At 59.5% G+C, this 25,659-nt stretch carries 24 protein-coding genes and 5 pseudogenes; 19 read left to right on the forward strand and 10 right to left on the reverse strand.

Annotation, left to right across the window (positions count from 1 at the left end; all coding sequences use genetic code 11):
* Nucleotides 1-987 (forward strand): glycosyltransferase, encoded by a 987-nt coding sequence (locus DUT91_RS17445; RefSeq protein WP_114441780.1) that lies wholly within the window; start codon nt 1-3, stop codon nt 985-987.
* A gap of 12 nt (nt 988-999) precedes the next feature.
* Here the strand turns inward: DUT91_RS17445 and DUT91_RS17450 are convergent, their stop codons facing one another.
* Nucleotides 1,000-2,220, reverse strand: a complete 1,221-nt coding sequence (locus tag DUT91_RS17450) for a polysaccharide pyruvyl transferase family protein (protein WP_114441781.1) — start codon at nt 2,218-2,220, stop codon at nt 1,000-1,002.
* Between the two features lie 215 nt (nt 2,221-2,435).
* On the opposite strand from DUT91_RS17450, the gene DUT91_RS17455 reads away from it, so the two are divergent.
* From DUT91_RS17455 to DUT91_RS17475, 5 genes are all read left to right on the forward strand, one after another.
* On the forward strand, nt 2,436-3,653 hold the full coding sequence (locus tag DUT91_RS17455) for a glycosyltransferase family 4 protein (protein WP_114441782.1): 1,218 nt from the start codon (nt 2,436-2,438) through the stop codon (nt 3,651-3,653).
* A gap of 139 nt (nt 3,654-3,792) precedes the next feature.
* A complete protein-coding gene (locus tag DUT91_RS17460; RefSeq protein WP_114441783.1) occupies nt 3,793-5,148 on the forward strand; it encodes a glutamate-1-semialdehyde 2,1-aminomutase in 1,356 nt (451 codons plus the stop codon).
* Nucleotides 5,149-5,162: 14 nt separating this feature from the next.
* Nucleotides 5,163-6,479 (forward strand): glycoside hydrolase family 140 protein, encoded by a 1,317-nt coding sequence (locus DUT91_RS17465; protein WP_245419776.1) that lies wholly within the window; start codon nt 5,163-5,165, stop codon nt 6,477-6,479.
* A 124-nt stretch (nt 6,480-6,603) separates the two neighbouring features.
* Nucleotides 6,604-7,671, forward strand: coding sequence for an NAD-dependent epimerase/dehydratase family protein (locus DUT91_RS17470; protein WP_114441785.1), 1,068 nt, complete (start codon nt 6,604-6,606; stop codon nt 7,669-7,671).
* The gene (locus tag DUT91_RS17475; RefSeq protein ID WP_114441786.1) at nt 7,671-8,999 is read left to right on the forward strand and encodes a DUF4910 domain-containing protein; all 1,329 of its coding nucleotides are present in this window, start codon (nt 7,671-7,673) and stop codon (nt 8,997-8,999) included. Before DUT91_RS17470 ends, DUT91_RS17475 begins: the two co-directional genes overlap by 1 nt.
* Here DUT91_RS17475 and rfbC read toward each other — a convergent pair.
* Nucleotides 8,996-9,565 carry a dTDP-4-dehydrorhamnose 3,5-epimerase gene (gene rfbC / locus DUT91_RS17480; protein ID WP_114441787.1) on the reverse strand — a complete coding sequence of 190 codons (570 nt, stop codon included), beginning with the start codon at nt 9,563-9,565 and terminating at the stop codon, nt 8,996-8,998. The genes DUT91_RS17475 and rfbC overlap by 4 nt on opposite strands.
* Before the next feature lie 304 nt (nt 9,566-9,869).
* On the opposite strand from rfbC, the gene DUT91_RS17485 reads away from it, so the two are divergent.
* The 6 genes and pseudogenes from DUT91_RS17485 to DUT91_RS26685 form a co-directional block, all read left to right on the forward strand.
* Nucleotides 9,870-11,165 (forward strand): class I SAM-dependent methyltransferase, encoded by a 1,296-nt coding sequence (locus tag DUT91_RS17485; protein WP_114441788.1) that lies wholly within the window; start codon nt 9,870-9,872, stop codon nt 11,163-11,165.
* The gene (locus tag DUT91_RS17490; RefSeq protein ID WP_114441789.1) at nt 11,162-11,977 is read left to right on the forward strand and encodes a glucose-1-phosphate cytidylyltransferase; all 816 of its coding nucleotides are present in this window, start codon (nt 11,162-11,164) and stop codon (nt 11,975-11,977) included. The genes DUT91_RS17485 and DUT91_RS17490 overlap by 4 nt, the downstream gene beginning before the upstream one ends.
* Before the next feature lie 13 nt (nt 11,978-11,990).
* A complete protein-coding gene (locus DUT91_RS17495) occupies nt 11,991-12,647 on the forward strand; it encodes a PIG-L deacetylase family protein (RefSeq protein WP_114441869.1) in 657 nt (218 codons plus the stop codon).
* Nucleotides 12,648-12,878: 231 nt separating this feature from the next.
* Nucleotides 12,879-13,121, forward strand: a complete 243-nt coding sequence (locus tag DUT91_RS17500; RefSeq protein ID WP_114441790.1) for a type II toxin-antitoxin system Phd/YefM family antitoxin — start codon at nt 12,879-12,881, stop codon at nt 13,119-13,121.
* Nucleotides 13,121-13,555 (forward strand): type II toxin-antitoxin system VapC family toxin, encoded by a 435-nt coding sequence (locus DUT91_RS17505; RefSeq protein WP_114441791.1) that lies wholly within the window; start codon nt 13,121-13,123, stop codon nt 13,553-13,555. Before DUT91_RS17500 ends, DUT91_RS17505 begins: the two co-directional genes overlap by 1 nt.
* Nucleotides 13,556-13,689: 134 nt before the next feature.
* Nucleotides 13,690-13,980, forward strand: a pseudogene (locus DUT91_RS26685) (IS110 family RNA-guided transposase); the annotation flags it as partial.
* 624 nt (nt 13,981-14,604) lie between these two features.
* Here the strand turns inward: DUT91_RS26685 and DUT91_RS17520 are convergent.
* From DUT91_RS17520 to DUT91_RS17555, 8 genes and pseudogenes are all read right to left on the reverse strand, one after another.
* Nucleotides 14,605-14,863 (reverse strand): annotated as a pseudogene (locus DUT91_RS17520) (type II toxin-antitoxin system Phd/YefM family antitoxin).
* A gap of 111 nt (nt 14,864-14,974) precedes the next feature.
* Nucleotides 14,975-15,221 (reverse strand): annotated as a pseudogene (locus tag DUT91_RS17525) (hypothetical protein); the annotation flags it as partial.
* A 179-nt stretch (nt 15,222-15,400) separates the two neighbouring features.
* Entirely contained in the window at nt 15,401-16,186 is a 786-nt protein-coding gene (locus DUT91_RS17530) for an alpha/beta fold hydrolase (protein WP_114441793.1), read from the reverse strand.
* Nucleotides 16,187-16,306: 120 nt separating this feature from the next.
* Nucleotides 16,307-16,460: pseudogene (locus tag DUT91_RS17535) on the reverse strand (transposase); the annotation flags it as partial.
* A gap of 216 nt (nt 16,461-16,676) precedes the next feature.
* Nucleotides 16,677-16,982: pseudogene (locus DUT91_RS17540) on the reverse strand (transposase); the annotation flags it as partial.
* Nucleotides 16,983-16,995: 13 nt separating this feature from the next.
* Nucleotides 16,996-18,093, reverse strand: a complete 1,098-nt coding sequence (locus tag DUT91_RS17545) for an ABC transporter substrate-binding protein (RefSeq protein WP_114441794.1) — start codon at nt 18,091-18,093, stop codon at nt 16,996-16,998.
* Nucleotides 18,090-19,493 carry a sensor histidine kinase gene (locus tag DUT91_RS17550; RefSeq protein WP_114441795.1) on the reverse strand — a complete coding sequence of 468 codons (1,404 nt, stop codon included), beginning with the start codon at nt 19,491-19,493 and terminating at the stop codon, nt 18,090-18,092. The genes DUT91_RS17545 and DUT91_RS17550 overlap by 4 nt, the downstream gene beginning before the upstream one ends.
* Complete coding sequence (locus DUT91_RS17555; RefSeq protein WP_114441796.1) at nt 19,480-20,154, reverse strand: response regulator transcription factor; 675 nt, start codon at nt 20,152-20,154, stop codon at nt 19,480-19,482. Before DUT91_RS17555 ends, DUT91_RS17550 begins: the two co-directional genes overlap by 14 nt.
* A gap of 311 nt (nt 20,155-20,465) precedes the next feature.
* Between DUT91_RS17555 and DUT91_RS17560 the strand changes: the two genes are divergently transcribed.
* The 7 genes from DUT91_RS17560 (at nt 20,466) to DUT91_RS17595 (ending at nt 25,643) form a co-directional block, all read left to right on the forward strand.
* The gene (locus DUT91_RS17560; protein ID WP_245419777.1) at nt 20,466-21,440 is read left to right on the forward strand and encodes a Bug family tripartite tricarboxylate transporter substrate binding protein; all 975 of its coding nucleotides are present in this window, start codon (nt 20,466-20,468) and stop codon (nt 21,438-21,440) included.
* Nucleotides 21,441-21,509: 69 nt separating this feature from the next.
* Complete coding sequence (locus tag DUT91_RS17565; protein ID WP_114441797.1) at nt 21,510-21,968, forward strand: tripartite tricarboxylate transporter TctB family protein; 459 nt, start codon at nt 21,510-21,512, stop codon at nt 21,966-21,968.
* Nucleotides 21,969-22,001: 33 nt separating this feature from the next.
* Entirely contained in the window at nt 22,002-23,510 is a 1,509-nt protein-coding gene (locus tag DUT91_RS17570) for a tripartite tricarboxylate transporter permease (protein WP_114441798.1), read from the forward strand.
* 790 nt (nt 23,511-24,300) lie between these two features.
* Nucleotides 24,301-24,525 carry a hypothetical protein gene (locus tag DUT91_RS17580; protein WP_114441800.1) on the forward strand — a complete coding sequence of 75 codons (225 nt, stop codon included), beginning with the start codon at nt 24,301-24,303 and terminating at the stop codon, nt 24,523-24,525.
* Nucleotides 24,522-25,001: a putative toxin-antitoxin system toxin component, PIN family gene (locus DUT91_RS17585; RefSeq protein ID WP_245419778.1), complete on the forward strand. Its 480-nt coding sequence runs from the start codon at nt 24,522-24,524 to the stop codon at nt 24,999-25,001. Before DUT91_RS17580 ends, DUT91_RS17585 begins: the two co-directional genes overlap by 4 nt.
* Nucleotides 24,998-25,252, forward strand: coding sequence for a toxin-antitoxin system HicB family antitoxin (locus DUT91_RS17590; RefSeq protein ID WP_114441801.1), 255 nt, complete (start codon nt 24,998-25,000; stop codon nt 25,250-25,252). The genes DUT91_RS17585 and DUT91_RS17590 overlap by 4 nt, the downstream gene beginning before the upstream one ends.
* 82 nt (nt 25,253-25,334) lie before the next feature.
* A complete protein-coding gene (locus DUT91_RS17595) occupies nt 25,335-25,643 on the forward strand; it encodes a HigA family addiction module antitoxin (protein WP_068884745.1) in 309 nt (102 codons plus the stop codon).
* The last annotated feature ends 16 nt before the right edge of the window (nt 25,644-25,659 follow it).

The following is a 25,659-nucleotide window of genomic DNA, read 5'->3' on the forward strand; positions in this document are numbered from 1 at the left end:
ATGAGCAGCGTCGATATTGTGATCCCCAACTATAATTACGGGCGGTATCTCCGGGCCTGTGCCGACAGCGTGCTTTCACAGGATATCGATCTGCGACTGCTGATCATCGACAACGCCTCTACCGACAAAAGTGTGGAAATAGCATGTGAGATTGCCGCCCGCGATCCACGTGTCGAATTGCGGTTGCGCCGGGAAAATCTTGGGCCGCATTGCTCGTTCAACGAGGGCATCGACTGGGCCCGATCGGATTATTTTCTTTTGCTCTTCGCTGATGATCTTCTTGTCCCCGGCGCGCTGCGCCGCGCAGCCACCATCATGGACCGCGAGCCCGACATCGCCTTCACCTATGGCCGTGACGTGGCGATTAAGGGAAACGAGCCCATTCCGCATATCAACAGGCGGCCGGTGCATGTCCCCTATCGTCTGCATCAAGGCCGCGCTTTCATCAAACAGTTCTGCAGGCTCGGCGTTTTCCAGATACCAGGACCATCCATCGTCATCAGAACCAGTGTACAAAAGCGCGTCGGCTATTACCGCACGGAGCTCCCGCACAGCGACGATTACGATGTGTGGTTGCGCCTGGCGCTTCACGGCAGTATCGCGGAGCTCGATTGCATCCAGGCAGGCATACGCTCGCATGACGCAAACCGGTCGAGTGAGCTGAGGGCCCGGCAGATCATGCATATCCTGCATACTGCGCAGGCCGCCGAGTGCTTCTTCGCCCATGAAGGCAAGGACATGCCCGACAGCGCCTATCTGCTGCAGCTTGCACGTCGGGGGATCGCCGAGCGCGCCTACTGGTCCGCCGTTTCGCATATTCAACGCCGCGAGCCGGGCGCGATGGAGCTTTTGAAGCTGGCGTTCACACTGCGGCCGCGCACCGCCATTCTTCCACCGCTGGGCTATCTCTTGCGGCGGCCGGATACGGTCCGGCGGTTCAAAGCCCTGATCGGCGCCGGCAATGTCGCGGATGTTCGGGTGGCTTGAAGGTCGGTGTCTCTAGGCAGCGCCACGATTGATGCCAGGCAATCCCAGGAGCTTCTCCCGCAGCAGATCTTCCTGCTCCATCAGCTGGGTGCGAAAAGTTTCCACGCCACGGCGGACGCTGCGCTCCAATTCCTGATATCTCTCCAGCATGGATGAGAATTGCGTCTTCAGGGCCTCCGTGTCGAAGGTTTCGACATGATGGCAGAATTCCGCCAGTCCGGTACGGATCAGCAGCTCGTCGCTCTTTTCGGCATAACCGAGCGAAATCGCAGGACGTCCGGTGCTGAGCGCGCAGATCACATTGTGATAACGTGTGGCGACCACCAAATCCGTCTGCAGGATCTGGCGCATCAAATCATGCAGGGAGGACATCTCCTCGGCGACGATCCTGCGGCTGGCGCCGTCCTCCTGACCGCTATTCACGATGGCCAGCAGATCCCCGACGGCCTGCCGATCGACCCCGCCGCCCGTCAAAAGCCTTACCGCCATTCCCTGCGCGAGCAGCCAGACGACGAAGTCGGACATCTTCATGAGATAGGCTCGATAGATTGCCTCTCCATCGCTTCCTGCCTTCTTCCATCCGGAATAGGCCATAACGCCGACGCCGACAGTCACGACAGAAGCTGTGCTTAGCCGGCTTTCATCAGGAACGGACAGGCCGAAGGCAAGGTCGCTATAGACCCTGTCGCGCGCGACATCGAGGCCGAGGCTTTTCATGAAATTGCGGGACGACGGATCCCGATAGGACCGATAGCAGGCCATGCGGGCGGAGGATTTCATGAAGATGCGGCTCAGCGGATGCCGGATGGGTCCCGCACCGATGCTGACAAAGGCGAGTTTTGCACCGCCCAGCCGCGCCGCGAGACACCAACGGAAGATCACAGAGGGCCAGCCGAGCGGAGATTCGCAGAAATCATCGAGGATACCCGTTCCCGGGACGATGATGAGGTCCAGTTTCCTGGCAACGCGGATGGCAGCAAAGAAATCCCCGATGCGGCGTGGCATCTGCTTGAAGGCTGAATCGGCGAGACGCAGAAACCGGCTTTGTGGCTGATCGCCGCTGATGGCGACCGCGTCCAGCCCATATTGCCGCCGCACCACATCCGGCCGAGGGCAGATGCACAGCAATTGCGCATCGGGCACCGTTCTCCTGAGAAAGGCGAGCATGGCTTCAAGCGAACCGTCATTGCCCGTATTTCCGGAGCCGAACTGCCCGAAGAGACCGATCCTCATTCGCTGATACTCCGAACAACAGGGTGGAAACGAGTCCATGGACGTGAAAAGCATAAACATATGCCGGTGACGGCGAAATTATCATGAAGGCGGAAGGGCCTTCGCCGGTCCATCCGATTGGCGGAGCCCGCTACCTACCATTGCTGATCTGCGATGGCGTCGCGATCGACTAGGTTGAAGCCGGTCCAGTGTAGTCCGACAGCAATGGGGCAGCCATGAGATTTGCTTATTTCGCCCGCCCACATATCGGCGGGACCTATTCCGTCTTCAAACAATTGCGTCACGGGCTGGCGCCCTCCGGCATCGAAATCCGCTGGCTGAGCACCGGCAAAACCGACGTGGAGACCGATGAGCGGTGGCGGGCCGAACGCGCGATCGGCGATGCGCTCGACCCGCAGGGCAGGCTCGGCGAAAAAGAACGCGCTGAGCTGCTGTTGCGGTTCATCGAGGAAAACGGCCTCGACGGTGTTTTCATCAATGTGCTTGCCGACCGGCTGGAGACCAATATCGTCCGCTATCTTCCACCGCATGTGCTGCGTTTCATGATCGTCCATACCATAACGCCCGCAACCTACGCCGCCGCCGCTTCGATCCGCGATCACGTACATGCGACGATCGGCGTATCGCAGCGCTGCCGCGGCGATCTCGTCTCGCGCTTCGGCTTTCCGCCCAAGCGGATCGTGGCGATCGCAAATGCTGTCGATTTCACCGATGCGGGCTCCCGTCCGCGCAGCGCGCCACCCTCGGGCGGATTGCGGCTTCTGTTCCTTGGCCGGATCGACGATACGTCGAAAGGCGTCTTCTGGCTGCCACGCCTGATGGGCCGCCTGCCGTCTTCGGTGAGGCTGACGGTTGCCGGCGACGGTCCCGACCTGCCGAAGCTGCGCAAGCAGTGTGCCCCCCACCACAGCCGCGTCACGTTCACGGGCGTTATCGCGCATGAAAAGGTCAGGGAGCTGCTCGCCGCGCATGACATTCTCGTCATGCCGTCGCGTTTCGAGGGGTCTCCGATGTCGCTGATAGAGTCCATGGCGACGGGTTGCATTCCCGTCGCTTCCAATATCAGCGGCGTCACGGACACGCTCGTTGATCACGGCATCAACGGAATGCTCTTCCCGGTCGGTGACTGGCGGCAGGCGGCGCGGCATATCGAAACGATCCGTTCGAATTCGGCGCTTCTTTCAGCCATGTCGCGCGCGGCTCAGGCGAAGGCCGAAAGCGGCTTCACCACGACCAGGATGGCGGCCTCCTACGCGGCGCTCATAGCCGCAGTTAAAGCCGATCCACCCATCCTCGCCGCTCCACGGTCACTTGAGGAATGGAGCCTTCCCGCCGGGTTGCGCACCAATCTGCGCACCTATCTGCCGCAACCGGTCAAGAACTGGCTGCGGCTGGTCCAGGAAAGGTTGCACACAGCCGCTTCTTCGACCTGAGCACCTTCTTACGCCTTCCGCGGTAGGAAACATCCACCCTATTGCGAAAGGGAAATCCCGGTGAAACCACCTAAACTAATCCGGTGAATCCCTGCCGTCACCGGCAGGACTCCCCAGCCTTGTGATCATTGGATTTGCCATGAACGAACAGAGGTCGCAATTCGATAATTCCGAACGGCTGCGTAAAAAAGCGCATCGCCTGATACCGGGCGGCAGCCACACCTACGCCAAGGGCGACGATCAATATCCAGTGCTTTCGCCAGGGTTCATCCGGCGTGGTTTCGGCTCGCATGTGTGGGACGCCGATGGCAATGAATATATCGAATATGGCATGGGCAACCGCGCCGTCGGGCTCGGCCATGCCTATCCGCCCGTCGTAAAAGCGGTGGAGGAAGCATTGCGCCATGGCTGCAATTTCACTCGGCCCGCGGAGATCGAGGTGGAGTGCGCTGAGACCTTTCTCGATACCATTACCGGCGCGGAAATGGTCAAGTTCTGCAAGGACGGGTCCGATGCCACATCGGGCGCCGTCCGGCTGGCGCGTGCCTATAGCGGGCGCGACATGATCGCCTGCTGCGCCGATCATCCGTTCTTCTCGACCGATGACTGGTTTATCGGGACGACAAAGATGAATGCGGGCATTCCTGAAACGGTCCGGCGGCTGACGCTGACCTTCAACTATAACGATATCGCGAGCGTGCGCGGGCTTTTCAGCAGGCATCCAGGCAGGATCGCCGCGCTCATCCTGGAGCCCGCGCGTGGCGACGACCCGCAGGACAACTTCCTGCACGAGGCCAAACGGCTTTGCCATGACAATGGCGCGTTGTTCATCCTCGATGAGATGATCACCGGCTTTCGCTGGCACGCGCGCGGCGCCCAGGCGCTCTACGATATCGTTCCCGACCTCTCCTGCTTTGGCAAGGCGCTCGGCAACGGCTTTTCGGTTTCGGCCCTCGCCGGTAAGCGTGAGTACATGCGCCTCGGCGGGCTCGATCATACCGACAGGACGCGTGTCTTCCTGCTTTCGACCACCCATGGCGCTGAAACCCATGCGCTCGCCGCGGCCATCGCCACGATGAAGGTCTATCAGAACGAGCCGGTTATCGAACATCTTCATGCACAGGGACGCAAAGTGCAGGAAGGCTTCGAGGAAGCGATCGTGCGTCACGGCCTGCAATCCTTCATCAAGATCGTCGGGCGGCCTTCTTGCCTGGCCTATGCGACGCTCGACAGGGCCGGCGCGGCATCCCAGGCTTTTCGGTCGCTTTTTCTGCAGGAAACGATCCGGCGCGGTGTGCTGATGCCGTCGCTCGTCGTCAGCTACACACATTCGGACGAGGACATCGCGCGCACCATCGAAGCGGTGGACGGGGCGCTGGGCACCTATACGCTGGCGCTCGACCAGGGCGTCGAACGCTACCTGATTGGGCGCCCGTCGCAGATTGTCTACCGTCGTTTCAATCAGGACGGGGCGACGGCTCTGGCCGCAGGCTGATGCGCCGTTGCTGGATGGTTATCCTTGCCGTTTTCGGGATGATGCAGGCTCTCCCTGCATTAGCGAAGACGGGTTGGCCTCAGGCCACTTTTCCGCTGCATGTTTCCGCAGACAAGCGCTATCTCGTCGATGCCGCCGACAAGCCGTTTCTTATCCAGGGCGATGCCGCCTGGTCGCTGATTGCCGAACTTACCCGTGAAGAAGCCGAAACCTATCTCCGCGACCGCAGGAAACGCGGTTTCAATACGCTTCTCGTCAATCTGGTCGAGCACCAGTTCAGCAGCAATCCGCCGGCCAATGCGTATGGTGAGAAGCCCTTCCAGGGCGCCGGCGGTTTTGCCGCCATGAACGACCGCTATTTCGACCATGCGCAGTGGGTGGTGCGGCGCGCCCGTGATCTCGGCTTGCTCGTGCTGCTCACCCCCGCTTATCTCGGCGCCAATGGCAGCGGCCAGGGCTGGTATCTGAAGGCAGAAGCGACGGGACCGGAGAAGCTCCGCCGTTATGGGGAATATATCGCCAGGCGCTTTTACGGCCTTGATAATGTCATCTGGGTGCATGGCGGCGACTATGATGCGCCCGACACGGCGCTGGTGAAGGCGATCGTCTCAGGGATCGAAAGCGTCGCGCCCAATTCCCTTCACACCGTTCATTCCAGACGCGATACGGTGACTGCCGAATATTGGGCCGGGGAAGGATGGCTGAAACTCGATACGGTCTATACCTATGAGAATGTGCATCGCGCGGTGCTGGCGCGCACGGTCGAAACCAGGAGGATGCCCGTCCTGATGATTGAAGCGCTGTACGAAGGCGAACATGGAACCGCTGCGCAAACCGTACGACAACAGGCCTATGGCGCGCTTCTCGGTGGGGCTGCGGGACAGATATCGGGCAATCATCCGATCTGGCATTTCAGCGGCCCCGGGATCGTTTCGAGCCCCATGACATGGCAGGAAGCACTCGACAGTCCCGGCGCACGCAGCATGTCCCCGATGCGTCAACTTTTTGAAGGCCTGGACTGGTGGAAGCTCGAGCCGGATAGGAACGGCGATCTGCTCCGCTCAACTGGCGGCGATCCACATATGATGGCGGCAATTGCCAATGACAGGTCTTTCGCGCTGGTCTACGGGGAACGGCCCGATGGTTTTGTGGTCAAAATTGCGCTGTTCGGGTCAGATCGCGTCGACGCACGCTGGTTTGATCCCTCCAGTGGTGAATTCACCAGCGTGCCTGCCGAATTTTCCCGCGGGGAAAACCGCTTCCTGCCACCGCATCCGCGCAATGCGTCGGGCGACACAGACTGGGTCCTGGTTCTGCGCGATGGCCATTAATATCAGTCAAAAGGAGTAACCGACGCCAAATCCCGCCTCTCTCCTCCTCCCATAGGACACCTCGCCGGTAAAAGCTCAAGATTGTAGCGTTTGGCAAAGCAACGACAACGCTAGGGGGAGAGCGATGAAAGTTCTGGTCACCGGTCATCAGGGTTATATCGGTTCGGTCATGGTGCCGATGCTGATCGAAGCGGGGCATGCGGTCACCGGCTATGACAGCAATCTTTACAAGCGCTGCACCTTCGCCGCCGGCGGCGCAATGCCCGATGTGCCATCAATCCGCGCGGATGTACGCGACATAAGGCCGAACGATCTCGAGGGCTTCGATGCAGTCATTCATCTGGCCGCCCTGTCGAACGATCCGCTCGGCAATCTCAATGCCGAGATGACCTATGAGATCAATCACCGGGCCAGTGTGCGCGCAGCCACAGCGGCCAAGGCAGCAGGTGTCAAACGCTTCCTGTTCGCCTCCTCCTGCAGCAATTATGGTCTGTGCGATGATGATCTGATAGACGAGACGGGCGAGCTCAATCCGGTCACGGCCTATGGCCGCTCGAAGGTGCTGGCGGAGCGGGATATCGCGGAGCTTGCCGACGCCAGTTTCTGTCCGGTCTATTTTCGACCGGCGACAGCCTATGGCGTCTCGCCGCGTCTGCGCTTCGATATCGTGCTCAACAATTTGGTTGCCTGGGCAGTGACGAAAGGCCTGATCTTTCTCAAATCCGACGGCACACCCTGGCGCCCGATCGTCCATATCGAGGACATTTCGCGCGCGTTCATCGCGGGTCTTGCCGCGCCGGAGGAAGCGGTCTGGAACGAAGCCTTCAATGTCGGCCTGACAGAGCACAACTACCGCATCCGCGACATCGCAAGCATTGTCGCCAATGTCGTGCCGGGCTGCCGGCTGGAATTTGCATCCGATGCCGGTCCCGATGCGCGTTCCTATCGGGTCAGCTTCGAAAAGCTCGTCCGCGTTCTTCCCGCGGGCAAGCCACGATGGGATGCGGTTTCCGGCGCGCGCCAGCTCTTTGCCGCCTATCGGCAATCAGGACTGACGCTGGAAGAATTCGAGGGACCCCGCTTCCAGCGCATCGCCCATATCAAGCATCTGATCTCTTCCGGCATTCTCGATAGCGATTTGCGCCATGTCGCACCGGAGACGACGCCGGATCACGCCGCACTGGCCTCGTGATGAACGAGCGGGTGGGCAGCGAGGCTTTCGGCGCGGTGGTGGACGAGGGGATCGGTGAGGAGATCCACGCTCTGGCGAGCCGCCTTTACCCGATCTGCCGCAGCATCACCGGGGACGGCGTGCGCGAGACGCTCGCCATCCTGGCGGAGCACATCGCGCTGGAGCGCCATGAGGTGCCAAGCGGGACGTCTGTCTTCGACTGGACGACACCGCAGGAATGGACCATCCGCGACGCCTATATCGCGGATGGATCGGGACGGCGGATCGTCGATTTCAGGAAGCACAATCTGCATGTGCTGAACTACAGTCAGCCCATTCGCGCCAGGATGGCTTTAGGGGAGCTCGAAAAGCATATTCACACACTGCCCGAACAACCCGAACGCATTCCCTACCGCACCTCCTATTATGCCGGGAACTGGGGCTTCTGCATGGCGCATAAGGCCTTCGCGGCGATGGAGGACGGGGAATATGAGGTGGTGATCGACGCGGAGCATCGTGACGGCTCGCTCACCTACGGCGAATATCGTCATGCGGGTGCGACCGACGAGACATTCCTGCTTTCCGCTCATATCTGCCACCCCTCTCTCGCCAATGACAATTGCTCGGGGCTGGCGCTCCTGACGCTGCTTGCGCGCAATCTGGCCCGACGGGTGACGCGCTGCAGCTATCGCTTTCTCTTTGCGCCGGGCACGGTCGGTTCGCTTGCCTGGCTTTCGCGCAATGAAGACCATGTGGCGGAGATAAAGCATGGTCTTGTGGTGTCCTGCGTCGGTGACGGCGGCGGGCCGACCTACAAGCGCAGCCGGCAGGGCAACGCCTTCATCGACAGGGCAATGGCGCATATTGTGGAGCATTTCGGCGAAGGCGCCACGATCGTCGATTTCTCGCCCTCAGGCTATGACGAGCGGCAGTTCTGTTCGCCGGGTTTCAATCTTCCCGTCGGTCTCCTGCAGCGCAGCGCCTTCGGCACATTCCCCGAATACCATACCTCGGCAGACAATCTGGATTTCATCCGGCCGGAGCATCTTGGCACCTCCTATCGCATCATCATGGAGGCAATCGACATCGTTGAGGGCGACTGGACGACGGTCAGCACCAATCCCAAGGGCGAGCCGCAACTTGGACGCCGCGGGCTCTACGCGGCGCTGGGAGGCGACAAGGCCGCAGCACAGGCGGCGATGGCGATGCTCTGGGTGCTCAATCTGGCCGACGGACATCATTCGCTCCTGGCGATGGCAGAGCGTTCGGGCCTGCGCTTCGCCGATCTCGCCCGCGCGGCTGATCTTCTATACGCGCATGGTCTGCTGCGGGAAGCGGATCGCTCCTAGAAGGCGGGGAAGCCCGCGGTCTCGAACAGCCGTGGCTCCTGCGATAGAAAGGGCCAGGAGAGGTCCCTCTGGGAGATCACGGTAGGCGGATTCAGCCAGTCGATGCCGATCGTCGGATCGTCGAAACGGATGCCGCCGGCGGCATCCGGCGCATGAAAATGTGAAATGAGATAATGAACGACCACATCGTCCGTCAGTGTCTGGAAACCATGAGCGCAGCCCGATGGAATATAGAAATGCGTTCCCTCCTCCGCCGAAAGCTCCAGGCTCAGCCAATCGAGATAGGAAGGCGAATCCGGACGCAGGTCGATGATGACATCCCAGATGCGCCCCTGGACGCAGGACACGAGCTTGGTTTCACAATGCGGCTGCTTCTGGTAATGCATGCCGCGGAGCGTTCCCCGTGCACGAGAGAAGGAGGCGCTGTGCTGCACGAAGCGCGTTTCCAGCCCAAGCTCGGCGAATTCCTCTTCGCAGAACAGGCGCGCGAACCAGCCGCGTTCGTCCTCAATCCTGACAGGCGAGATTGACCAGGCTCCCTCGATTTTCAGCGGCGTGAACTGCATGAATGACTCCAGAAACCTTCACTGTGCTGTCTAACTCTTGGTCCGAAACCTGACCGCGGAAAGAGCGCTTTTGTGGATATGGCGTCCACCGAAGGGAGGGATGCCTGTGCGGCGCATCCGCCAAAGGTGGGTGCTCCTTACTCCGAAACATCTTTCGGTTGGCCTTTCGGCACCGACACCACGGTTTCCGGCAGCCGATGGGATGATCGCTTCGATCTGATTGCAGTATCGGCACGCCATGCCCGCTTTTGTAACCTCCCTCACAGACAGTCGCGCTGAATTTCCAGACCAGGGGGAGAAAAGCATGAATATCCAGACGCCGGAGCTCTTGCGGGAAACGAAGCATGAATCCGCTCAGACCGGGTGCCGCCTCTGCGGTCAGCAGCTGCGGCACAAATTCGTCGATCTCGGCATGTCGCCGCCATGCGAAAGCATTCTGACAGCCGATCAGCTCGACCGCATGGAGCCGTTTTTCCCGCTGGATGTGCTTGTTTGCGAATCCTGTTTTCTGGTGCAGCTGAAGGAATATGTCGGGCCGGAGGAGATTTTCACCGAATATGGCTATTTTTCCTCATATGCCACCAGCTGGGTTGCCCATGCCAAGACCTATTGCGAGGCGATCACGCAGCGTCTCGGTCTCGACGAAAACAGCTTTGTGGTCGAGCTTGCGAGCAATGACGGCTATCTGCTCCAGCATTTCAAGCCGCTTGGCATCCCGATGCTCGGCATCGAGCCCGCCGCCAATGTGGCGGAGGTGGCAAAGGCACGTGGCGTTCCCACCTGTGTGGAATTCTTCGGCGTCGCGCTCGCGCAAAAGCTGGTCGGTGAAGGCTCTCGGGCCGACCTCATCATCGGCAATAATGTGCTGGCGCAGGTTCCCGACCTCAACGATTTCGTCGGCGGCATCAAAATCCTTCTGAAGCCGGAGGGAACGATTACGCTGGAGCTTCCGCATATCGAAAAGCTGATCGGGCATAACCAGTTCGATACGATTTATCATGAGCATTTCTCCTATTTTTCGGTCACCACCATCCGCCACATGGCATGGCGTCATCGGCTGAAGATCGTCGATGTCGAGGAATTGCCGACCCATGGCGGATCGCTGCGCATCTATCTCGCTCACGAGGCGAGCGGGCAGAAGCCGGCCCCGCGGGTCGATGAATTGCTCGAAAGAGAGGCACGGCACGGGCTCACCGACGTGACAACCTACGCCGCCTTCGCCGACAAGGCTCAGCGGGCGAAACGCGATCTTCTTTTCTTCCTGATCACGGCGAAGAACGAGGGCAGGCGCATCTGCGGCTATGGCGCGCCGGGCAAGGGAAACACGCTGCTCAATTATTGCGGTATCGGCACCGACTTTCTCGATTTCACGGTCGACCGCAACCCCTACAAGCACGGGCGCTTCACGCCTGGTATGCACATCCCGATTCTGCCCGTCGCCGCGATTGATGAGGCAAAGCCCGATTACATCCTGATCCTGCCCTGGAATTTCAAGGACGAGATCATGGAGCAGATGCGCCATGTCGCCCACTGGGGCGCCAAATTCATCATCCCCATCCCCTACGTCACCATCATCGATCCAGCGGAGCTCAGAAAATGAAAGTTGTTCTGTTCTGTGGCGGGCTTGGCACGCGCATCAGGGAATATTCAGAAAGCGTCCCCAAGCCGATGATCCCGCTCGGCCACCAGCCCATCCTGCGCCATGTCATGGAATATTACAGCGATTACGGCCATGACGAATTCATCCTGTGCCTGGGCTACAAGGCCAATGTGGTGAAGGACTTCTTCCTCAACAGCCGGCCACAGACATTTGCCGACTGCGTCGTGTCGGAGGGTGGGCAAAACATCCAGCTTCTCGACGAGATCAAGCGCGACTGGCGCATTACCCTGCTCGACACCGGCATCTGGCGCAATATCGGTGAGCGGCTATGGGCGGCCAGGCAGCATGTCGAAGGTGACGAGATGTTCCTCGCCAATTACAGCGACGGCCTCACCGATGTCGATCTCGACGACATGACCCGCCGCTTCCAGGCAAGTGGCAAGCTTGCCTGTTTCCTGGCGGTGCGCCCGCCGCTGACCTATCATCTGGCGGATATCGCCAGCGACGGACAGGTGCGCGAATTCAGGACATCCAACACATCCGATATCTGGATCAATGGCGGCTATTTCCTGTTCAGGCGCGAGATATTCGATTTCATGCGCGAGGGAGAAGAGCTTGTGCTCGAACCATTCAGGCGGCTGATCGAGGCAAACCAGCTCATGGCCTACAAGCACGAAGGCTTCTGGCGTTCCATGGATACGCTGCGCGACTGGCAGACGCTGGAGGATATGGTCGAAAAAGGCGACATGCCCTGGAACGCCAGAATGCGGAGCGAGAGGGCGAAGAAGAAGGTCATGTTTGCCCTGTCATGAAGAGCTTGCTATGATGAAGTGTCTCGATCTGGCGGAACGCGGAAAGCCCCTTTCCGTCCTGTGTCTGGGCGCTCATTCCGATGATATCGAGATAGGCCTAGGCGGTACGATTCTCAGCCTGATCGCGTCGGGCATCGATCTGCGTGTGGATTGGTGCGTCTTGAGCGCCTCCGGGCCACGCGTCGCGGAGGCGCAGTTGTCGGCAACGGATTTTCTCATGGGGGCGAAGGCCCAGAACATCGAGATAGCAAATTTCGATGACAGCTTCTTCCCATCCCAAAGCCGGCTGTTGAAGAAATGGCTGTTCGACCTGCGCATGCGCATATCTCGGCCGGATATGGTTTTCACCCATACATCCCATGACCGGCATCAGGATCACCGCGAGCTCAATCAGCTGACGTGGAACGTGTTTCGCGATGAATTTATCCTCGAATACGAGATTCCGAAATGGGACGGAGATCTCGGTCAACCGAATGGCTATATCGGCCTTTCCAGGGAAATCATGGACAGGAAGGTCGAACTTCTGATGAAGCATTTCGGCACGCAGCGCTCGAAAGACTGGTTTGATCCGGAAACGTTTCGCGGGCTCGCCCGGTTGCGCGGCATGGAATGCCGGGCCGAAGGCCACTATGCGGAAGCTTTCACCCTGCGCAAAGCCCGTCTATTTTGACGTATGAGGCCCGGCGATCGGGCAGATAACGCGGTCGTCACGCCGCATGTCATGGTGAGCGGCAAGCTGCGCTCAGACCCCGTGCCTGCTGTTCCACGAGTGCTATCGCTGCAAGCAAAACGGGCGAAGACTGATCGGCAGCTCCGGCTTTCCCGCGCTCGCGGCTGAAAGCTCTTGTTTCCGTCAACAGATTTCATTATATGACTACAGTGGTCATAATAGGAGGCGGACATGAGAGAGATCCAGCTTAAAGACGCCAAGGCGACGCTTTCCGCTGTTGTCGATCAGGCGGTTCGGGGCAATCCCGCGATCATCACGCGGCATGGCAAGAAGGAAGTGGTCGTGCTTTCATTCGAGGAGTATGAAAAGCTTTCTCACGTTCCAAGTCTTGGACGTCTGCTGGCATCGTTTCCAGGTGACGAGAGCGACATCCCCTCACGCAGCAGCAAGCCGAGCCGAACTGTCGATCTGTGATGTTTCTGGTCGACACGAATGTCATTTCCGCTTTGGCACCGTCCAAACGCCAGAATTTCGAGCTGCTTGTTGAATGGCTCGACAAAATCGGCCCACAGCTGTTCCTGTCGGTTATTTCGGCCGCTGAAGTCAAATCCGGGATTGCCAAGGCTGAACGTGAAGGGGCAACCACGAAGGCACGCCGGCTGAAAGAATGGTGGGAGAGCATCGAATATCTCTATGCGCAAAATCTACTGCCGTTCGATTTGAAATGTGCACATGCCGCCGGTCATATGCTTGACCACTCTCGCGCCCATCCGCCGGGTTTCGAGGATATTGCGATTGCCGCAACGGCCCAGGTGCATGGCTTGACGGTTCTGACGCGAAACCTGAGGCATTTCCAGCCTCTGGGGGTTCGCGCGCTCGATCCTTTCGATGCGCTGCCCGAGTCATAGGGCAGATGAGGTATTCGGCTTGAGCCTCATCTTCAGACGTCCGGGGATTGTAGAAAAGAGGTACTGCGCTTCGAGCGATGATAGAACGTAGTCATGCTTTGCAACAGCCACAAGCATCGGAAAGAAAGCGCAGCATGAAGCACTATGGTGGCCACGAGGTTTCGGTGAAAGAGGCGTCCATATCGTTGATGAAACAGCCAGGATTTGCCACGAGATCAAGGTAGTGAGCCATCCCGACGATCTGGTGGCCGTACTGAGAGATTCTGCTTGGAAGTTGGAGAGAACCGGTCTTGAAGACGGCCCTCAATGGCTGTTCGAAAGGTCTCGCCAAGGCTGGATTACCAGCGATCTGCATCGAAACATGTCACGCCAAGGCATTCCTGAAGGCCCGGCCCCGACGTCTGTCCACGCAAAATAGGGGTGGTGGCTTCCCTTTTTTAGCATCCCTTAATTGGGTATGCTGCTTGCGTGTGACGCTTTGGAAGGAAATATCTCCAAACGTCCGAAAAAAAGCCGACGGCAGGTCAGTAGTAGTTAGAATCCCTTAAAAAGCGGCTGGAGGTAAGACCATGCTAAGCAAATTTTGGACTATCGTCACAATAAGTTGCGTTTCCGGTCTAGCGCTATCAGGCTGCCAGTCCCAAGGTGTCTATCATGAGGGATATTATCGCTCGGCATATGACGACTATGCTTATGACAATTATTATGGTGATGGCTCCTTCTATCGCCGTCATCACGGGCATCATCACCGGTATAGCCCCGGACGCCCTGCCTATGTCGCTCCTACAACTCCGGGCCGGCCAGTCTATAGTCCCGGCGGTCCGATCCAGCGGCTCAATTCGGGCCGGTCCGCGCCTCGGATCGGCCAAGGCGTAATCATTCCGGCGAGCCCCGACTCTAATATCGGCAGCCCGATTCAGCCGCTGTCTCCCGCTCGTCCGGACGACAGACAACCGAGACGACCCGCTCCTCGGATTGGTGAGGGTGCGACCGTCGCCGAATAGTATAAGGCTATCCGCAAGCCGTGGTTCCCTAGCTTCTCGCCATCTTCACGCCTCGTCTTCCATGGACGAGAGAACATCTGCCGGCAGGTTGTCGAAGTCTTCGGCAACTTTGATCTTCCCGCGTAACGCGCCGGGTTTGCGGACGACGACGTCCGACGGCGGCCCTATTTTCCGCGACGACCTTATGATGAGAGGTGAGGACAAACCGTTGGCCATCCTCGACCTGTTCTAGGAAGGATGTCAGGTTGCCGCGAAACTCCCGCCCGCCGACACGACGGGGAGTCTGTTGCTGGAACTGAAGCATGGTGAGGCTTCGTTTGAATAGAAAATGTGGACACAATTCCTCCAAAATGCAAGGGGCTTACGCGCCATCTCCTTTGAGTTCCCAGGCATCGATGCCGAACCGCCGGGCCTTAACTGTCGACCAGAGGAGATATTCGAGATCTGGCTCCAGCCGCGTGTCACCGAGCATCTCGAAGAAGGCGTCGGACATCGTGGTCAGCGCTGACTGGACCATTGGCTCCTGGGGCAGCAGACGCGGGTCCGGTTCGTCCTGGAAGGGGCGGTAGCCAAAGACTTGCATCTCATAGATGACGCGGTCGGTCGGGGAAGTCGCGTGGTCGGGCTCGAAGGTGTCGTTGATGGGAAAGGGTGAGGTTCATGATCGTCTCCGTCGGTTTGGGTGCTCTCGCGGCCTGACGGCGATCCCTTCTATCCGACCGACCGGAACCGCGGCGTCCCGCGCAGCGGCCAGCGCAACGGCAGTTGGAGGCCAGAACGCCTGATGGGTCAGTTCCGGGAGACAGCGAAATGACACCTTAATGCCTCCGTCCCCCTTTGTTCAGCTAAGGAACTCAACAAGAATACGTGAAAGCCGCTCCGGCTGTTCAATAGGACTTGCATGCCCGCCGGGGATTTCAATAAAGGCTGCGCCAAGTTTTTCCGCGAGCATCTTTCCTTCCCGCGCCGGTGCCAGTAAGTCCTCGATGGCGGAGATAACAAGTGTGGGACAATCTAACGGTTTATTCCATGGTCGTGCATCAAACGGCTTTAATGCCATCAATTGCCTCTCCTGATCAGCCAGCGATTGCGGCAGTGGATTGGTCTTGAGCGCCGCTTTGAAAGCAGCAATGTTTTCCTGCGCGGAAAGCCATTCGCTGCCGTTCAGCCATGGCACGGTTGCCTCAATCAAAAGGTCGAAATCAACGCCTGCCTTGCGAAGCGCAAGCAAGTTCTCCAAAGCCATCATGGCCGCCGTTCTGAAGCGTTGCGTTGAATTAAGAATTATGCACTGGCCAAACTTCTCGGGGAATCGCGCGAACATTGCCTGGGTAATTGCTCCGCCCATGGACTGACCGACAATCGCGGGCCGAAACAGTCCAAGACGGTCGATCAGGGCCGAGCTATCCGCCATCATTGTCTCAATCGAGAAAGGCTCTCCATTGTCTTTTGTGCGGCCAATCCCTCGATTGTCGAACACCACTACCTGAAAATGCTCGGCTAATATGGGCAAAACGGCATCCCAGAACGCATGATCGCATGTGTATCCGGCAATCAACACGATGGGAGAGCCTTGTCCATGAAGTTCATAATAGACTTCATAATCATCAAATTTAGCGATGGCCATGCAAAGTTCCTATGATGGTTGCAATCAAATACTTTGCCAACGATTACAATTACTCTAAGATAATTTGAAAGAAATAACTATTCTGTGAATCCTAGTATTAGAGCCTGACTCGAAAAGAACTCAATAGGTATGGTATCTTGCAAGCCTTGGGGTGAGAATGCATGTGGGCGACGAGCATCCAGGCTTCAGCGGAAGCGATTGATTTCTCCCAATCCTTGGCCAGTCGCCTGCTTCTTCCAAGCCATGCGAATGTGCGCTCGACGATCCAGCGACGACCACTCCCTCTCCATCAGACATATTGGCGACGGGTGAAATCAGTCCAGCCCATTGTCCCACCATAGGATCAGTAGAATGATATGGTTCAATCTTTTTGCCACCCTGATAATCATGTCATCGAGTATGGTTGAGTGCGAACTCATATCACTCGTCGTCCACGAAGGACGTCTTCCGCCGCGAGGCGGAACTTTATATGCCCTTTGAGAACCCAGGCTTATGCTGCAGTCGTTGCCTCCCGTGTCCAGCGGAACTCGGTTTCATCACTCCATTTCCGATGAAGGACGACTGCAAGCCTCCGCGCCAGCGCCACCACGGCTTTACGGGCGCAGCGTCGTTTGGCAACATTCATTGCCCAGGCTTTCAGCCAGGACCATCTCGTGACCCGTGTTAGCAAAGTCTGCGCGGTCTCGTAGAGAAGGGTCCGCAGCATACCGTCGCCATAACGCGAAACATGGCCTATACGGCTACTCTCGCCCGACTGGTTGAGAATCGGCGTCAATCCGAGAACGGCTCCAACCGCCCAATTTGTTGGGTTACCTCATAGCATTGCCGCCATGGATGATTAGATTGCTCCAATCGGCGATGAAACGCTCGCGCTGCGCCTGGTCTTGTGCGGCGAGAAGCTCCGGGCCGATGCGGATCGGCCGCGCGATCCCGGATTCGACCAGCGTCAGCGGCCCGTCGACATCGAGCGGCAACGGCCCTTTTTCGGAGAAGAAGAACGCCTTCTCGCGGGCAACCGCCTGGCCGCGCGGCGACAGGAGGTAATCGAGGAACCGGGCGCCGAGATAACCCCGCGCGGTGTTCTTGGGGATCAGCGCGCCTCGGCTGAGGATGAGGGTATAGTCGCGCGGCAGGACGATTTTCAGCTGCGGATTGCGCTTTTGCTCGGCATAGGCGTAGGAGCCCAGAATATTGTAGCCAATATAGAAATTGCCGCTCGCTACCTGCTGTAGAACCTCGCTGTTACAGCAGCGGACCGCGGCATCGGCCCGGCTCATGCTTTCGAGCAGCCGGCCATAGACGGTGGTCGTCTGCTTCGCATCGTAGAAAGCAAGCAGATAGCCGATGCCGGACTGGCGCAGATCATAGGTGCCGATGCGCCCGCGATAGAAATCGAGCTTGTGGCGAAGCAGGTCAGCCAGTTCCACATGCGTCCGGGCAACGTCCGCTGCGGGAACGAAGTTGCTGTTATATACGAATACGGACGGCTCGAAGGTGAACCCGAAGACCTCGTCGCGCCAGTTTGCCCAGGAGGCGACGCTTTCAATCTGCGGCGACCGGTGCGATATGGCGCAGCCGTCATTGGCGAGCTTCACCAGTTGGTCGACGGAGGACGACAGGTAAATGTCGCCGAGCGCGGCGCCATTGCGGCAGGCCTTCTCCGCATCGTTGTAGAGATCGTTGGTGACATATTCGACATATTCGACGGCGGTGTCGGGCGACATCTTCTGGAAGTCGAGAATGAGTGGTTCCATCGCCGCGACATCGGTGGCGGCGTGGATGGAGAGCACGTCACGTTCGGTCTGCGGGGCAGGGTAGAGGTGGCGACTGCCTTCCAGCGCATTTGCCGTTCCGGCAGCCAGAAAGGCGGCCAGGAGGGCACAGAAGCGGATCCAGATGTTCTTCATTTCTGTTTCTTCACCTCTGCTTCCCACTTGGCCAGCGGAACTTCGAGATAGACGGTAAAGCCGCGCTGACCTTTTTCCCGGAACCCGAGCTTGCCGCCATGGGCGGTCGCAACTTCAGACGCGATGGCAAAGCCCAGGCCGCCGCTGCCCTCATGTGCCTTGGAGGTGACGAAGCGCTGCGTTACCCGTTTCCACTCGCCGGGCGGAATGCCGGGCCCGTCATCCTCGACTTCCACGCGCGCCTTGTTCCCGTCGCTGGCGACCCGCACCTCAAGGCGCGATATGGTTCCATGCCGAAGCGAATTGTCGATCACATTGACGATCGCCTCGCGCAAGGAGACGGGATCGCCAAGCACCATGGGGATTTCGCTGGGCGCCTCGAACGATACCACGATGTCGGGGTCAATGGTGATCGGTATGGCCGCGCGGAAGGCGCGTCTTGCGATGTCGACGAGATTGACCGGCGCCAGTTGCACAGATTCCGAACGATGGATCACCATGGCATGGCTGAGTATCTGGTTCGTCAGCCGCGCCAGCTCGTCGGCGCGCTTCTTCACCCGGGCAAGATGCTTGCGGCCGGATTCGTCCATCTGGTCCTGGCCAAGCAGATCCACCTGCGCCGAAAGGGCGGTCAGCGGCGTCCTGATCTGATGGGCGGCGTCCGCGATGAAGCGCTGCAGAAGATCGACCCGTTCGTTCAACCGGCCCATGAAATGGTTGATCGAGGCGATGAAGGGCTGCAGTTCGCGTGGAGCCTCGACTTCGACCGGTGTCAAATCCTGGGGGTCACGCAGGCGCATCGCAGCACCGAGTTGCGCGATCGGCTGCAGCGAATAGCGGATGGCGAGCATGGTGCCCGCCAGGGCGAGAATGCTCATGATGGCGACGAGAATGACGGCGCGCGAGGTAAGCTCGCTGGCAAGGGCGCGGCGCGCCTCTGTCGTCTGCGCGACGATGACATGCGCGAAGCCGGAAAGGGTCGGATCGGAAAGCGCGCGGGCGACGATCGTGAGGCGGACCGGCGCACCGCGAAACTCAGCCGAGGCAAAGACCGGATCGGCGCGGACGCTATCGAGATCGATATCCGTCTTGAGATCGTCATAGCCTGTCAGGGTCCGGCCGCCGGGATCGACGACGCGATAGAAAATACGGTCGCTGGCTGCAAGTCCGAGCAACTCGAAAGCCGATGATGGCAGGTTGATGACGAGATGGCCGGCATCGACGGTGAGGCTCTCCGCCATCTGGATGGCGGCGCCGAGCAACAGCCGGTCATAGGCGTCATCGGCGGCAGCTCTTGCATAGACCCACGCGGCGGTGATCAGCAATCCCGCTCCGGCGCACAGCACGAGTGCAACCCGCAGCGCGAGGCGCCAGAAAAGGGAAGGTTCACGCCGTGGCATCGGACACCAGCTGATAGCCGAGGCCGCGGACGGTGACGATGCGGGCGCGCGATCCCTCGAGCTTCTTGCGCAGCCGACCAACATAGAGCTCGATGGCATTGTGGCCGGCGGACTCTTCGAAACCGAAAAGCTGGTCCAGCAATTCGTCCTTGCTGAAGACGCGGCCGGGGCGGCTGGCGAGTATTTCCAGCAGCGTCATTTCCCGCCGCTTTAACTGCACCTCGCGCTTGCCGACCCGCACGCTGCGGCTCGACCGGTCGAGCACGATGTCACCGCACTCGATCAGATTGGTCGCCTCCCCTGCATGGCGGCGCAACAACACGCGGGCGCGTGCCTCCAGTTCGCGGAAATCGAATGGCTTGACGAGATAGTCATCGGCGCCGAGATCCAGCGCGCCCACCCGGTCCTCGATTTCGGAGCGTGCGGTCAGCACCAGGACCGGGATGGATTTCCTTGCCTGGCGCAGGCGGCGCAATATCTCGAACCCGTCGAGGCCGGGGAGCATGACGTCGAGTATGACCAGGTCATAATCGGTGAAATCAAGGATATCCGATGCAGTCTGGCCATCGGTTTCCCAATCGACCGTATGCCCGACCGTCTCGAACCGGCGGCTGATTGCCTCCCCTACATCCTGGGTATCTTCGACAAGAAGAATGCGCATTTTCCTGCATTTGCACGGAACATGACGGCAATCAAGAAGAAGCGCATGGCAGTCCTCTTTAGCCGGATGGCGGCATGACAGCATCATGACAGGTTTGTCCTCTAAGAACGTCGCGAGCCTGTCCGTGGGAGAAGGATCGGACGGCGGCGGAGGAAATCGCGAAATTCACCCACGCGGAAGCGACGGAGCGTCCGCGGATTTTCTGCAAGCGAGCTTTCACATCGCCATTGCGCGCGGTGCGCGGGCTGCTCTGCCGCTGCAATGAGATCCTTCATCCGGCGAGGGCCAATTAATCAACATGGGAGAGGACTATGATGAAACTGAAAACTGGAGCCCTCGTCGCCGGCATTCTGCTTGCGGCGCTGGCCGGGGGAAACGCTGCGGCAGAGCCGACCAAGCCGGAATGCCTCGCAGGGGCAAAGCCCGGCGGCGGCTTCGACCTGACCTGCCGTCTGGCGGCCAATTCGCTGCTCGAAGCCAAGCTGATCAGCAAGCCGATGGCTGTGACCTATATGGAAGGCGGCGTCGGCGCGGTGGCTTATAACCACGTGATCGGCAAGCGCGGCTCCGACGGCAATCTGATCACCGCGGCTTCCTCCGGTTCGGCGCTGCTGATCGCCCAGGGCAAGTTCGGACAGTATGATGAAACCGCCGTGCGCTGGCTGGGCGCGCTGGGCGCCGATTACGGCGTGTTGGTCGTCGCGGCGGATTCGCCCATCAAGACGCTTGGCGAGCTGGTCGAGGCCTACAAGGCCGATCCGTCGAGCTTTGCCATTGCCGGTGGCGGCGCTGTCGGGTCGCAGGACTGGATGAAGGGCGCGATCCTTGCCAAGGCCGCAGGCCAGGATCCGAAAGCCATGCGCTATGTCGCGCTCGAGGGAGGTGGCGCGGTGCTGACGGCGCTGGAAGGCGGCCACGTCAAGGTCGGCGCAGGCGATGCGGCCGAGATGGCGAAGCATCACGTAGCCGGAAAAGTCCGCATCCTGGCCGTGATGTCGAAGGAGCGCCTGCCGGGCGAACTCGCCGAGGTGCCGACCGCCAAGGAACAGGGCATCGATATCGAATGGCCGGTATGGCGCGGCTATTATGTCGGCAAGAATGTCTCCGATGCGGACTACAATTGGTGGGTCGATACCTTCAAGAAGCTGGTCGAAACGCCTGAATTCAAGAAGGAGCGCGAAACGCGTGGCCTTTATGAATACACCCTCATCGGCAAGGCTTTCGACGATCAGGTGAAGACCGATGTCGGTCGCTTCAAAGTGCTTGCCAAGGAAGCCGGCATGTAAGTGCCGCAGGCGGTCCCTCGCTATCGGGTGGACCGCCACTTTCTGCTTGCGCACACGACGGAGAAACCGATGTCGGACAAATCAAAAACTGCTTCACTGGCGGGCAGGATAGGCGGAATTTGCCTTCTCGCCCTGGCGATCGTCTATGGCATCGGCGGCAGCCGGATCGAATACGCCTTTGCCTCCGATCCGCTCGGACCCCGGGTAATACCGGTCATGCTGGCGATCATCCTTGGCGTGTTATGCCTGTTTCACCTGAGAAAGCCAGGTACGACGGAGCCGTTTCCAACAGGCACGCTTCTGGGCAAGACGCTCGCCGTTCCCGCCCTCATCATTGTCGTCGTGCTTCTTCTGGAACCACTCGGCTTCGCGGCGTCGATCTTCGTCCTGACGGCGGGAGTTGGACGGATTTTCGGGGCGTCGTGGCGCAAGGCGCTGCTGGGTGCGGCCGGGCAAGCCCTGCTGTGGTGGTTCGTCTTCTCCTATCTGCTTGAGGTCTATCTGCCGAAGGGCGCGCTTTTCGGCTGAGCCGGAAGCGGGAAACCGACCGAGGATATTTCCATGAATCTTGAATATCTCTGGGGTGGCTTCGCCGTCGCCCTCACATTCCAGAACCTGGCGATCGGGTTCATCGGCTGCTTCATCGGCACGATGGTCGGCGCATTGCCGGCGATCGGACCGATCAACGGTATCGCGCTGCTTCTGCCGATCGCCTATACGATGGGCCTTCCGCCCGAAAGCACGATGATCCTGCTTGCCTCGATCTATTGCGGCGCTGAATATGGCGGGCGGATTTCATCCATCCTGTTGAATGTGCCGGGGGATGCCGGCGCCGTGATGACCGCTCTTGACGGTTATCCGCTTGCGCGCCAGGGCCGCGCCGGCGAGGCTTTGATGTTGAGCGGTATTGCCTCCTTCGTCGGTGGCATGATCGGCGCCACGGGCCTGGCGCTTTTTGCGCCGCTGCTTGCCAGTCTCGCCACCGGCTTCGGTCCGGCTGAATATTTCGTATTGATGGTGTTTGCCTTCGCCACACTCGGCTCCATGGTCGGAAACCAGCCGGTGAAGACGCTGATCGGCTGCACGCTCGGCCTGATGCTTGCCACGGTGGGTCTCGATGCGACCTCCGGCGCCTATCGCTTCACCTTCAACGAGCCGGAATTGGGCGACGGCATCGAATTCGTGGTGCTGGTGATCGGCCTCTTCTCGATTTCCGAAGCGCTTCTTATCCTGGAGCACCAGGCATCGGGGCTTACCGTCATCAGGCAGCTCGGTCGGATGTTCGTGCGGGCCGATGATATCCGCAAATCCATCGGCACGACACTGCGCAGCTCCGTCATCGGCTTCATTGTCGGCGTACTGCCGGGAACCGGAGCGTCGGTTTCAAGCGCCATCGCCTATACGACGGCCAAGCGCCTCTCCGATACGGAAGGCACCTTCGGCAAGGGCGACATGCGTGGTTTGGCAGCACCCGAAGCGGCCAACAATGCCACGGCCTGCGGCGCCTTCGTGCCGATGCTGACCCTTGGTGTGCCGGGTTCCGGCACCACGGCCGTCATGCTCGGCGCGCTGATGCTCTACAATATCCAGCCGGGTCCGATGTTGCTCACCGAGCGTCCGGAAATCGTCGGCGGCCTCGTCGCCTCACTCTTCATCGGCAATATCCTGCTGCTGATCCTCAATCTTCCGCTCGTCAACCTGTTCGCCCGTGTGCTGACGGTTCCGAACTGGCTGCTCGTACCGGGCATTCTGGTCCTGTCGATCGTCGGCGTCTATTCGACCCATGCGTCAGGCTTCTCGGTCCTCCTGATGTTGGCAATCGGCATGGTGGGCTGGCTGTTGCGCAAGCTCGGCTTCGATATGGCGCCGATCATTCTCGGCTTCGTGCTTGGCCACGTCATGGAAATCAATCTGCGCAATGCGCTGGCGATCAGCGGTGGAGATGTCTCCATCCTCTTCCAGAGCAAGATTTCCCTGGTGTTGTGGGTCCTTGCCGCAGGAATGGCCGTTCTGCCCCTGGTCCTGGCGCGGCGTGCGAAGAAGAGACTGAAAGTCGCCGCGCCGGCCTGACCCGGCGCGTCATACCCTGGATCAGGGACCGGGTGATACCGGTCCCTGATCTGCTTCCGGTTCCAAGGGCGAGCCGCGGCTTTCCGGCACTGCGAAATATTGCGGATGCTGCTTGCGCAAAGCGGCAATGCGCGAATTGATCCGTGTTAGATGATGGCGCTTGCCGCTTCGGCGTAAGACGCGGCCCGATTGCGGGACGTCAATGATACCTTTGAGTGCCACAGCTTCGTTGAGGCAAGGCGGAGATCGCGCACCCGGTCCATCTGCGCCTTCTGTTCGTTTATCAGCGTCCAAACGGGACCGCGACCGATCCTTCGGATGGAGCGATGAAAAGCGTTGTCCAGATCGTGGAAAAACGCGCATTCATTGATGCCGACCGCCTTTGGCTGCCGCTCGACGATGTCCTCAATTGTCGATCAGCCCGTTGCTACGCTTCTCCTATGCAGTCCTCGATTGTCGCCTCCAATGCAGCCTTGGGCGAGAACTCGCCTTGCATCATGGGCTCGGCAGAGGGCGGGGGCTTGGACTTTGATCCATGACGGCGATTGACGCCGCAGATAGCGGCGCCCGAACTCCGCCTCAGGCGACGGGATCGACCACCTTATCGTCAGTCAGTACGGCATACCACAAATGCACGGCGTTCAGATCATTGCGGCACCCAGATCATGGGCGACAGTGCCGCGCGAGCGGCTTTGTCGGGGCCGGTACCCGACTGTCTGGCGTTGGTCAGGACTGCAACAAGCAGCTGTTGCCGACCCCGCCGCGTGGCGTCCAGAGGGAGGGCGCAGCGATGGCCGATGAGGCAAACCATGAGGGCAGGGAGAGACCGGCGAATGACAATCGTGTGCCCGGCGGCCAGGAGGGGGCCGGCAACGCCAACGCTTCCGAACGGTTCGACGCGGTCGTGCTGTCCATTGCTCGCTTGATCGGCAGTCAGATGGCGCGGAAGGACTTTGCAGCCCGCATTGCCGCCAACGATAATCGGAACAGAAATACAGAGAATGGAGATGGATGACGGGAGCCGTCATCCCAAACGTTGACATCTTATTGGATGTCTATAAATTGTCTGCTATGAGACTGGTTCTGGACACCAACGTTATCGTGGCGGCGTTCCGCAGCCGCAATGGCGCAAGCAACATGCTTTTACGTTTCGCGGATCGCGGCATGGTGACGCCGCTTTGTTCGACGGCGCTGTTTTTGGAATATGAGGCGGTATTGAGCCGGGAGGAAACCCGGCAGGCGACAGGCCATAGCCTTGCGGATGTTGCTTCGGTGATGAGCGCACTGGCCGTCATTTACGAGGGCGTCGATATTTCGTTTCGGACCCGCCCGATGCTGGCCGATATCGCAGACGAAATGGTGCTGGAAGCTGCCTTGAACGGGCAGGCCGAAGCGATCGTGACGCATAATGTCAAGGATTTCCGCCCGGCGCTCGGGCTGGGCGTGACCGTGGTTACACCGGGAGAGATCGTCAGGAGATTGAATACATGACACAGACCCAACGTTACAAATACCCGCTGCAACTGCCGCAGTCGCTCAAAGAGACGGCGGCGCGTCTGGCGCAAGAGGACGGCGTATCGCTCAATCAGTGGATCGTCTCGGCAGTCGCGCAGAAGATCGGGGCCGTGGAGACGGCCAGTGAATTCCTCAAAGCACGCGCAGGTACGGCGAAGCGCGGTGCTCTGACAGGCTTGCTGGACAAAGCGCCGGATGTGCCGCCGCTGAAGGAAGACACCATTTGATGTAATGCATCGGGGCTGAACAGATGCGATGAAAGCCTTTTTGGCTTGCAGGCATTGGGCAGCTATCGATGAGGTGACAGGAATGCTTATGACCGCACGTAAGCCGGCGACAGTCGGGGAAATTCTGGTGGAAGAGTTCATGCAGCCGTTGGGATTGACGCAATCGGCGTTGTCCGAGGCGATGGGCGTTCCGCGCAAGCATGTGAACGAGCTTTGCAATGACCGGCGAACCGTCACGGCCCCGACCGCGCTCATACTGGCGCGCGTGTTCGGCAATAGCCCCGATTTCTGGCTGAACGTGCAGCGCCGCACCGATTTGTGGGAAGCGATGCACTCGCCGCGTGAGCGTGAGCGAATCGAACGGGCCAGACCACTGGCTTCGGCCGCTTGAAGGCGGATACGTCGAA

It is taken from the genome of Paramesorhizobium salinisoli, from assembly GCF_003335045.1.
GTDB classification, from domain to species: Bacteria; Pseudomonadota; Alphaproteobacteria; order Rhizobiales; family Rhizobiaceae; genus Paramesorhizobium; species Paramesorhizobium salinisoli.

Excerpts from the sequence above, each read along its gene's own strand:
- DUT91_RS17530 (WP_114441793.1), bottom strand. The coding sequence starts at position 16,186 with ATGGCCATCGCTAAATTTGATGATTATGAAGTCTATTATGAACTTCAT.
- rfbC (WP_114441787.1), bottom strand. The coding sequence starts at position 9,565 with ATGCAGTTCACGCCGCTGAAAATCGAGGGAGCCTGGTCAATCTCGCCT.
- DUT91_RS17580 (WP_114441800.1), top strand. The coding sequence starts at position 24,301 with ATGGCCGATGAGGCAAACCATGAGGGCAGGGAGAGACCGGCGAATGAC.
- DUT91_RS17555 (WP_114441796.1), bottom strand. The coding sequence starts at position 20,154 with ATGCGCATTCTTCTTGTCGAAGATACCCAGGATGTAGGGGAGGCAATC.
- DUT91_RS17495 (WP_114441869.1), top strand. The coding sequence starts at position 11,991 with ATGAAGTGTCTCGATCTGGCGGAACGCGGAAAGCCCCTTTCCGTCCTG.
- DUT91_RS17505 (WP_114441791.1), top strand. The coding sequence starts at position 13,121 with ATGTTTCTGGTCGACACGAATGTCATTTCCGCTTTGGCACCGTCCAAA.
- DUT91_RS17500 (WP_114441790.1), top strand. The coding sequence starts at position 12,879 with ATGAGAGAGATCCAGCTTAAAGACGCCAAGGCGACGCTTTCCGCTGTT.
- DUT91_RS17460 (WP_114441783.1), top strand. The coding sequence starts at position 3,793 with ATGAACGAACAGAGGTCGCAATTCGATAATTCCGAACGGCTGCGTAAA.
- DUT91_RS17455 (WP_114441782.1), top strand. The coding sequence starts at position 2,436 with ATGAGATTTGCTTATTTCGCCCGCCCACATATCGGCGGGACCTATTCC.
- DUT91_RS17475 (WP_114441786.1), top strand. The coding sequence starts at position 7,671 with ATGAACGAGCGGGTGGGCAGCGAGGCTTTCGGCGCGGTGGTGGACGAG.
- DUT91_RS17550 (WP_114441795.1), bottom strand. The coding sequence starts at position 19,493 with ATGCCACGGCGTGAACCTTCCCTTTTCTGGCGCCTCGCGCTGCGGGTT.
- DUT91_RS17590 (WP_114441801.1), top strand. The coding sequence starts at position 24,998 with ATGACACAGACCCAACGTTACAAATACCCGCTGCAACTGCCGCAGTCG.
- DUT91_RS17470 (WP_114441785.1), top strand. The coding sequence starts at position 6,604 with ATGAAAGTTCTGGTCACCGGTCATCAGGGTTATATCGGTTCGGTCATG.
- DUT91_RS17565 (WP_114441797.1), top strand. The coding sequence starts at position 21,510 with ATGTCGGACAAATCAAAAACTGCTTCACTGGCGGGCAGGATAGGCGGA.
- DUT91_RS17595 (WP_068884745.1), top strand. The coding sequence starts at position 25,335 with ATGCTTATGACCGCACGTAAGCCGGCGACAGTCGGGGAAATTCTGGTG.
- DUT91_RS17485 (WP_114441788.1), top strand. The coding sequence starts at position 9,870 with ATGAATATCCAGACGCCGGAGCTCTTGCGGGAAACGAAGCATGAATCC.
- DUT91_RS17465 (WP_245419776.1), top strand. The coding sequence starts at position 5,163 with ATGGTTATCCTTGCCGTTTTCGGGATGATGCAGGCTCTCCCTGCATTA.
- DUT91_RS17450 (WP_114441781.1), bottom strand. The coding sequence starts at position 2,220 with ATGAGGATCGGTCTCTTCGGGCAGTTCGGCTCCGGAAATACGGGCAAT.
- DUT91_RS17560 (WP_245419777.1), top strand. The coding sequence starts at position 20,466 with ATGATGAAACTGAAAACTGGAGCCCTCGTCGCCGGCATTCTGCTTGCG.
- DUT91_RS17445 (WP_114441780.1), top strand. The coding sequence starts at position 1 with ATGAGCAGCGTCGATATTGTGATCCCCAACTATAATTACGGGCGGTAT.
- DUT91_RS17585 (WP_245419778.1), top strand. The coding sequence starts at position 24,522 with ATGACGGGAGCCGTCATCCCAAACGTTGACATCTTATTGGATGTCTAT.
- DUT91_RS17490 (WP_114441789.1), top strand. The coding sequence starts at position 11,162 with ATGAAAGTTGTTCTGTTCTGTGGCGGGCTTGGCACGCGCATCAGGGAA.
- DUT91_RS17545 (WP_114441794.1), bottom strand. The coding sequence starts at position 18,093 with ATGAAGAACATCTGGATCCGCTTCTGTGCCCTCCTGGCCGCCTTTCTG.
- DUT91_RS17570 (WP_114441798.1), top strand. The coding sequence starts at position 22,002 with ATGAATCTTGAATATCTCTGGGGTGGCTTCGCCGTCGCCCTCACATTC.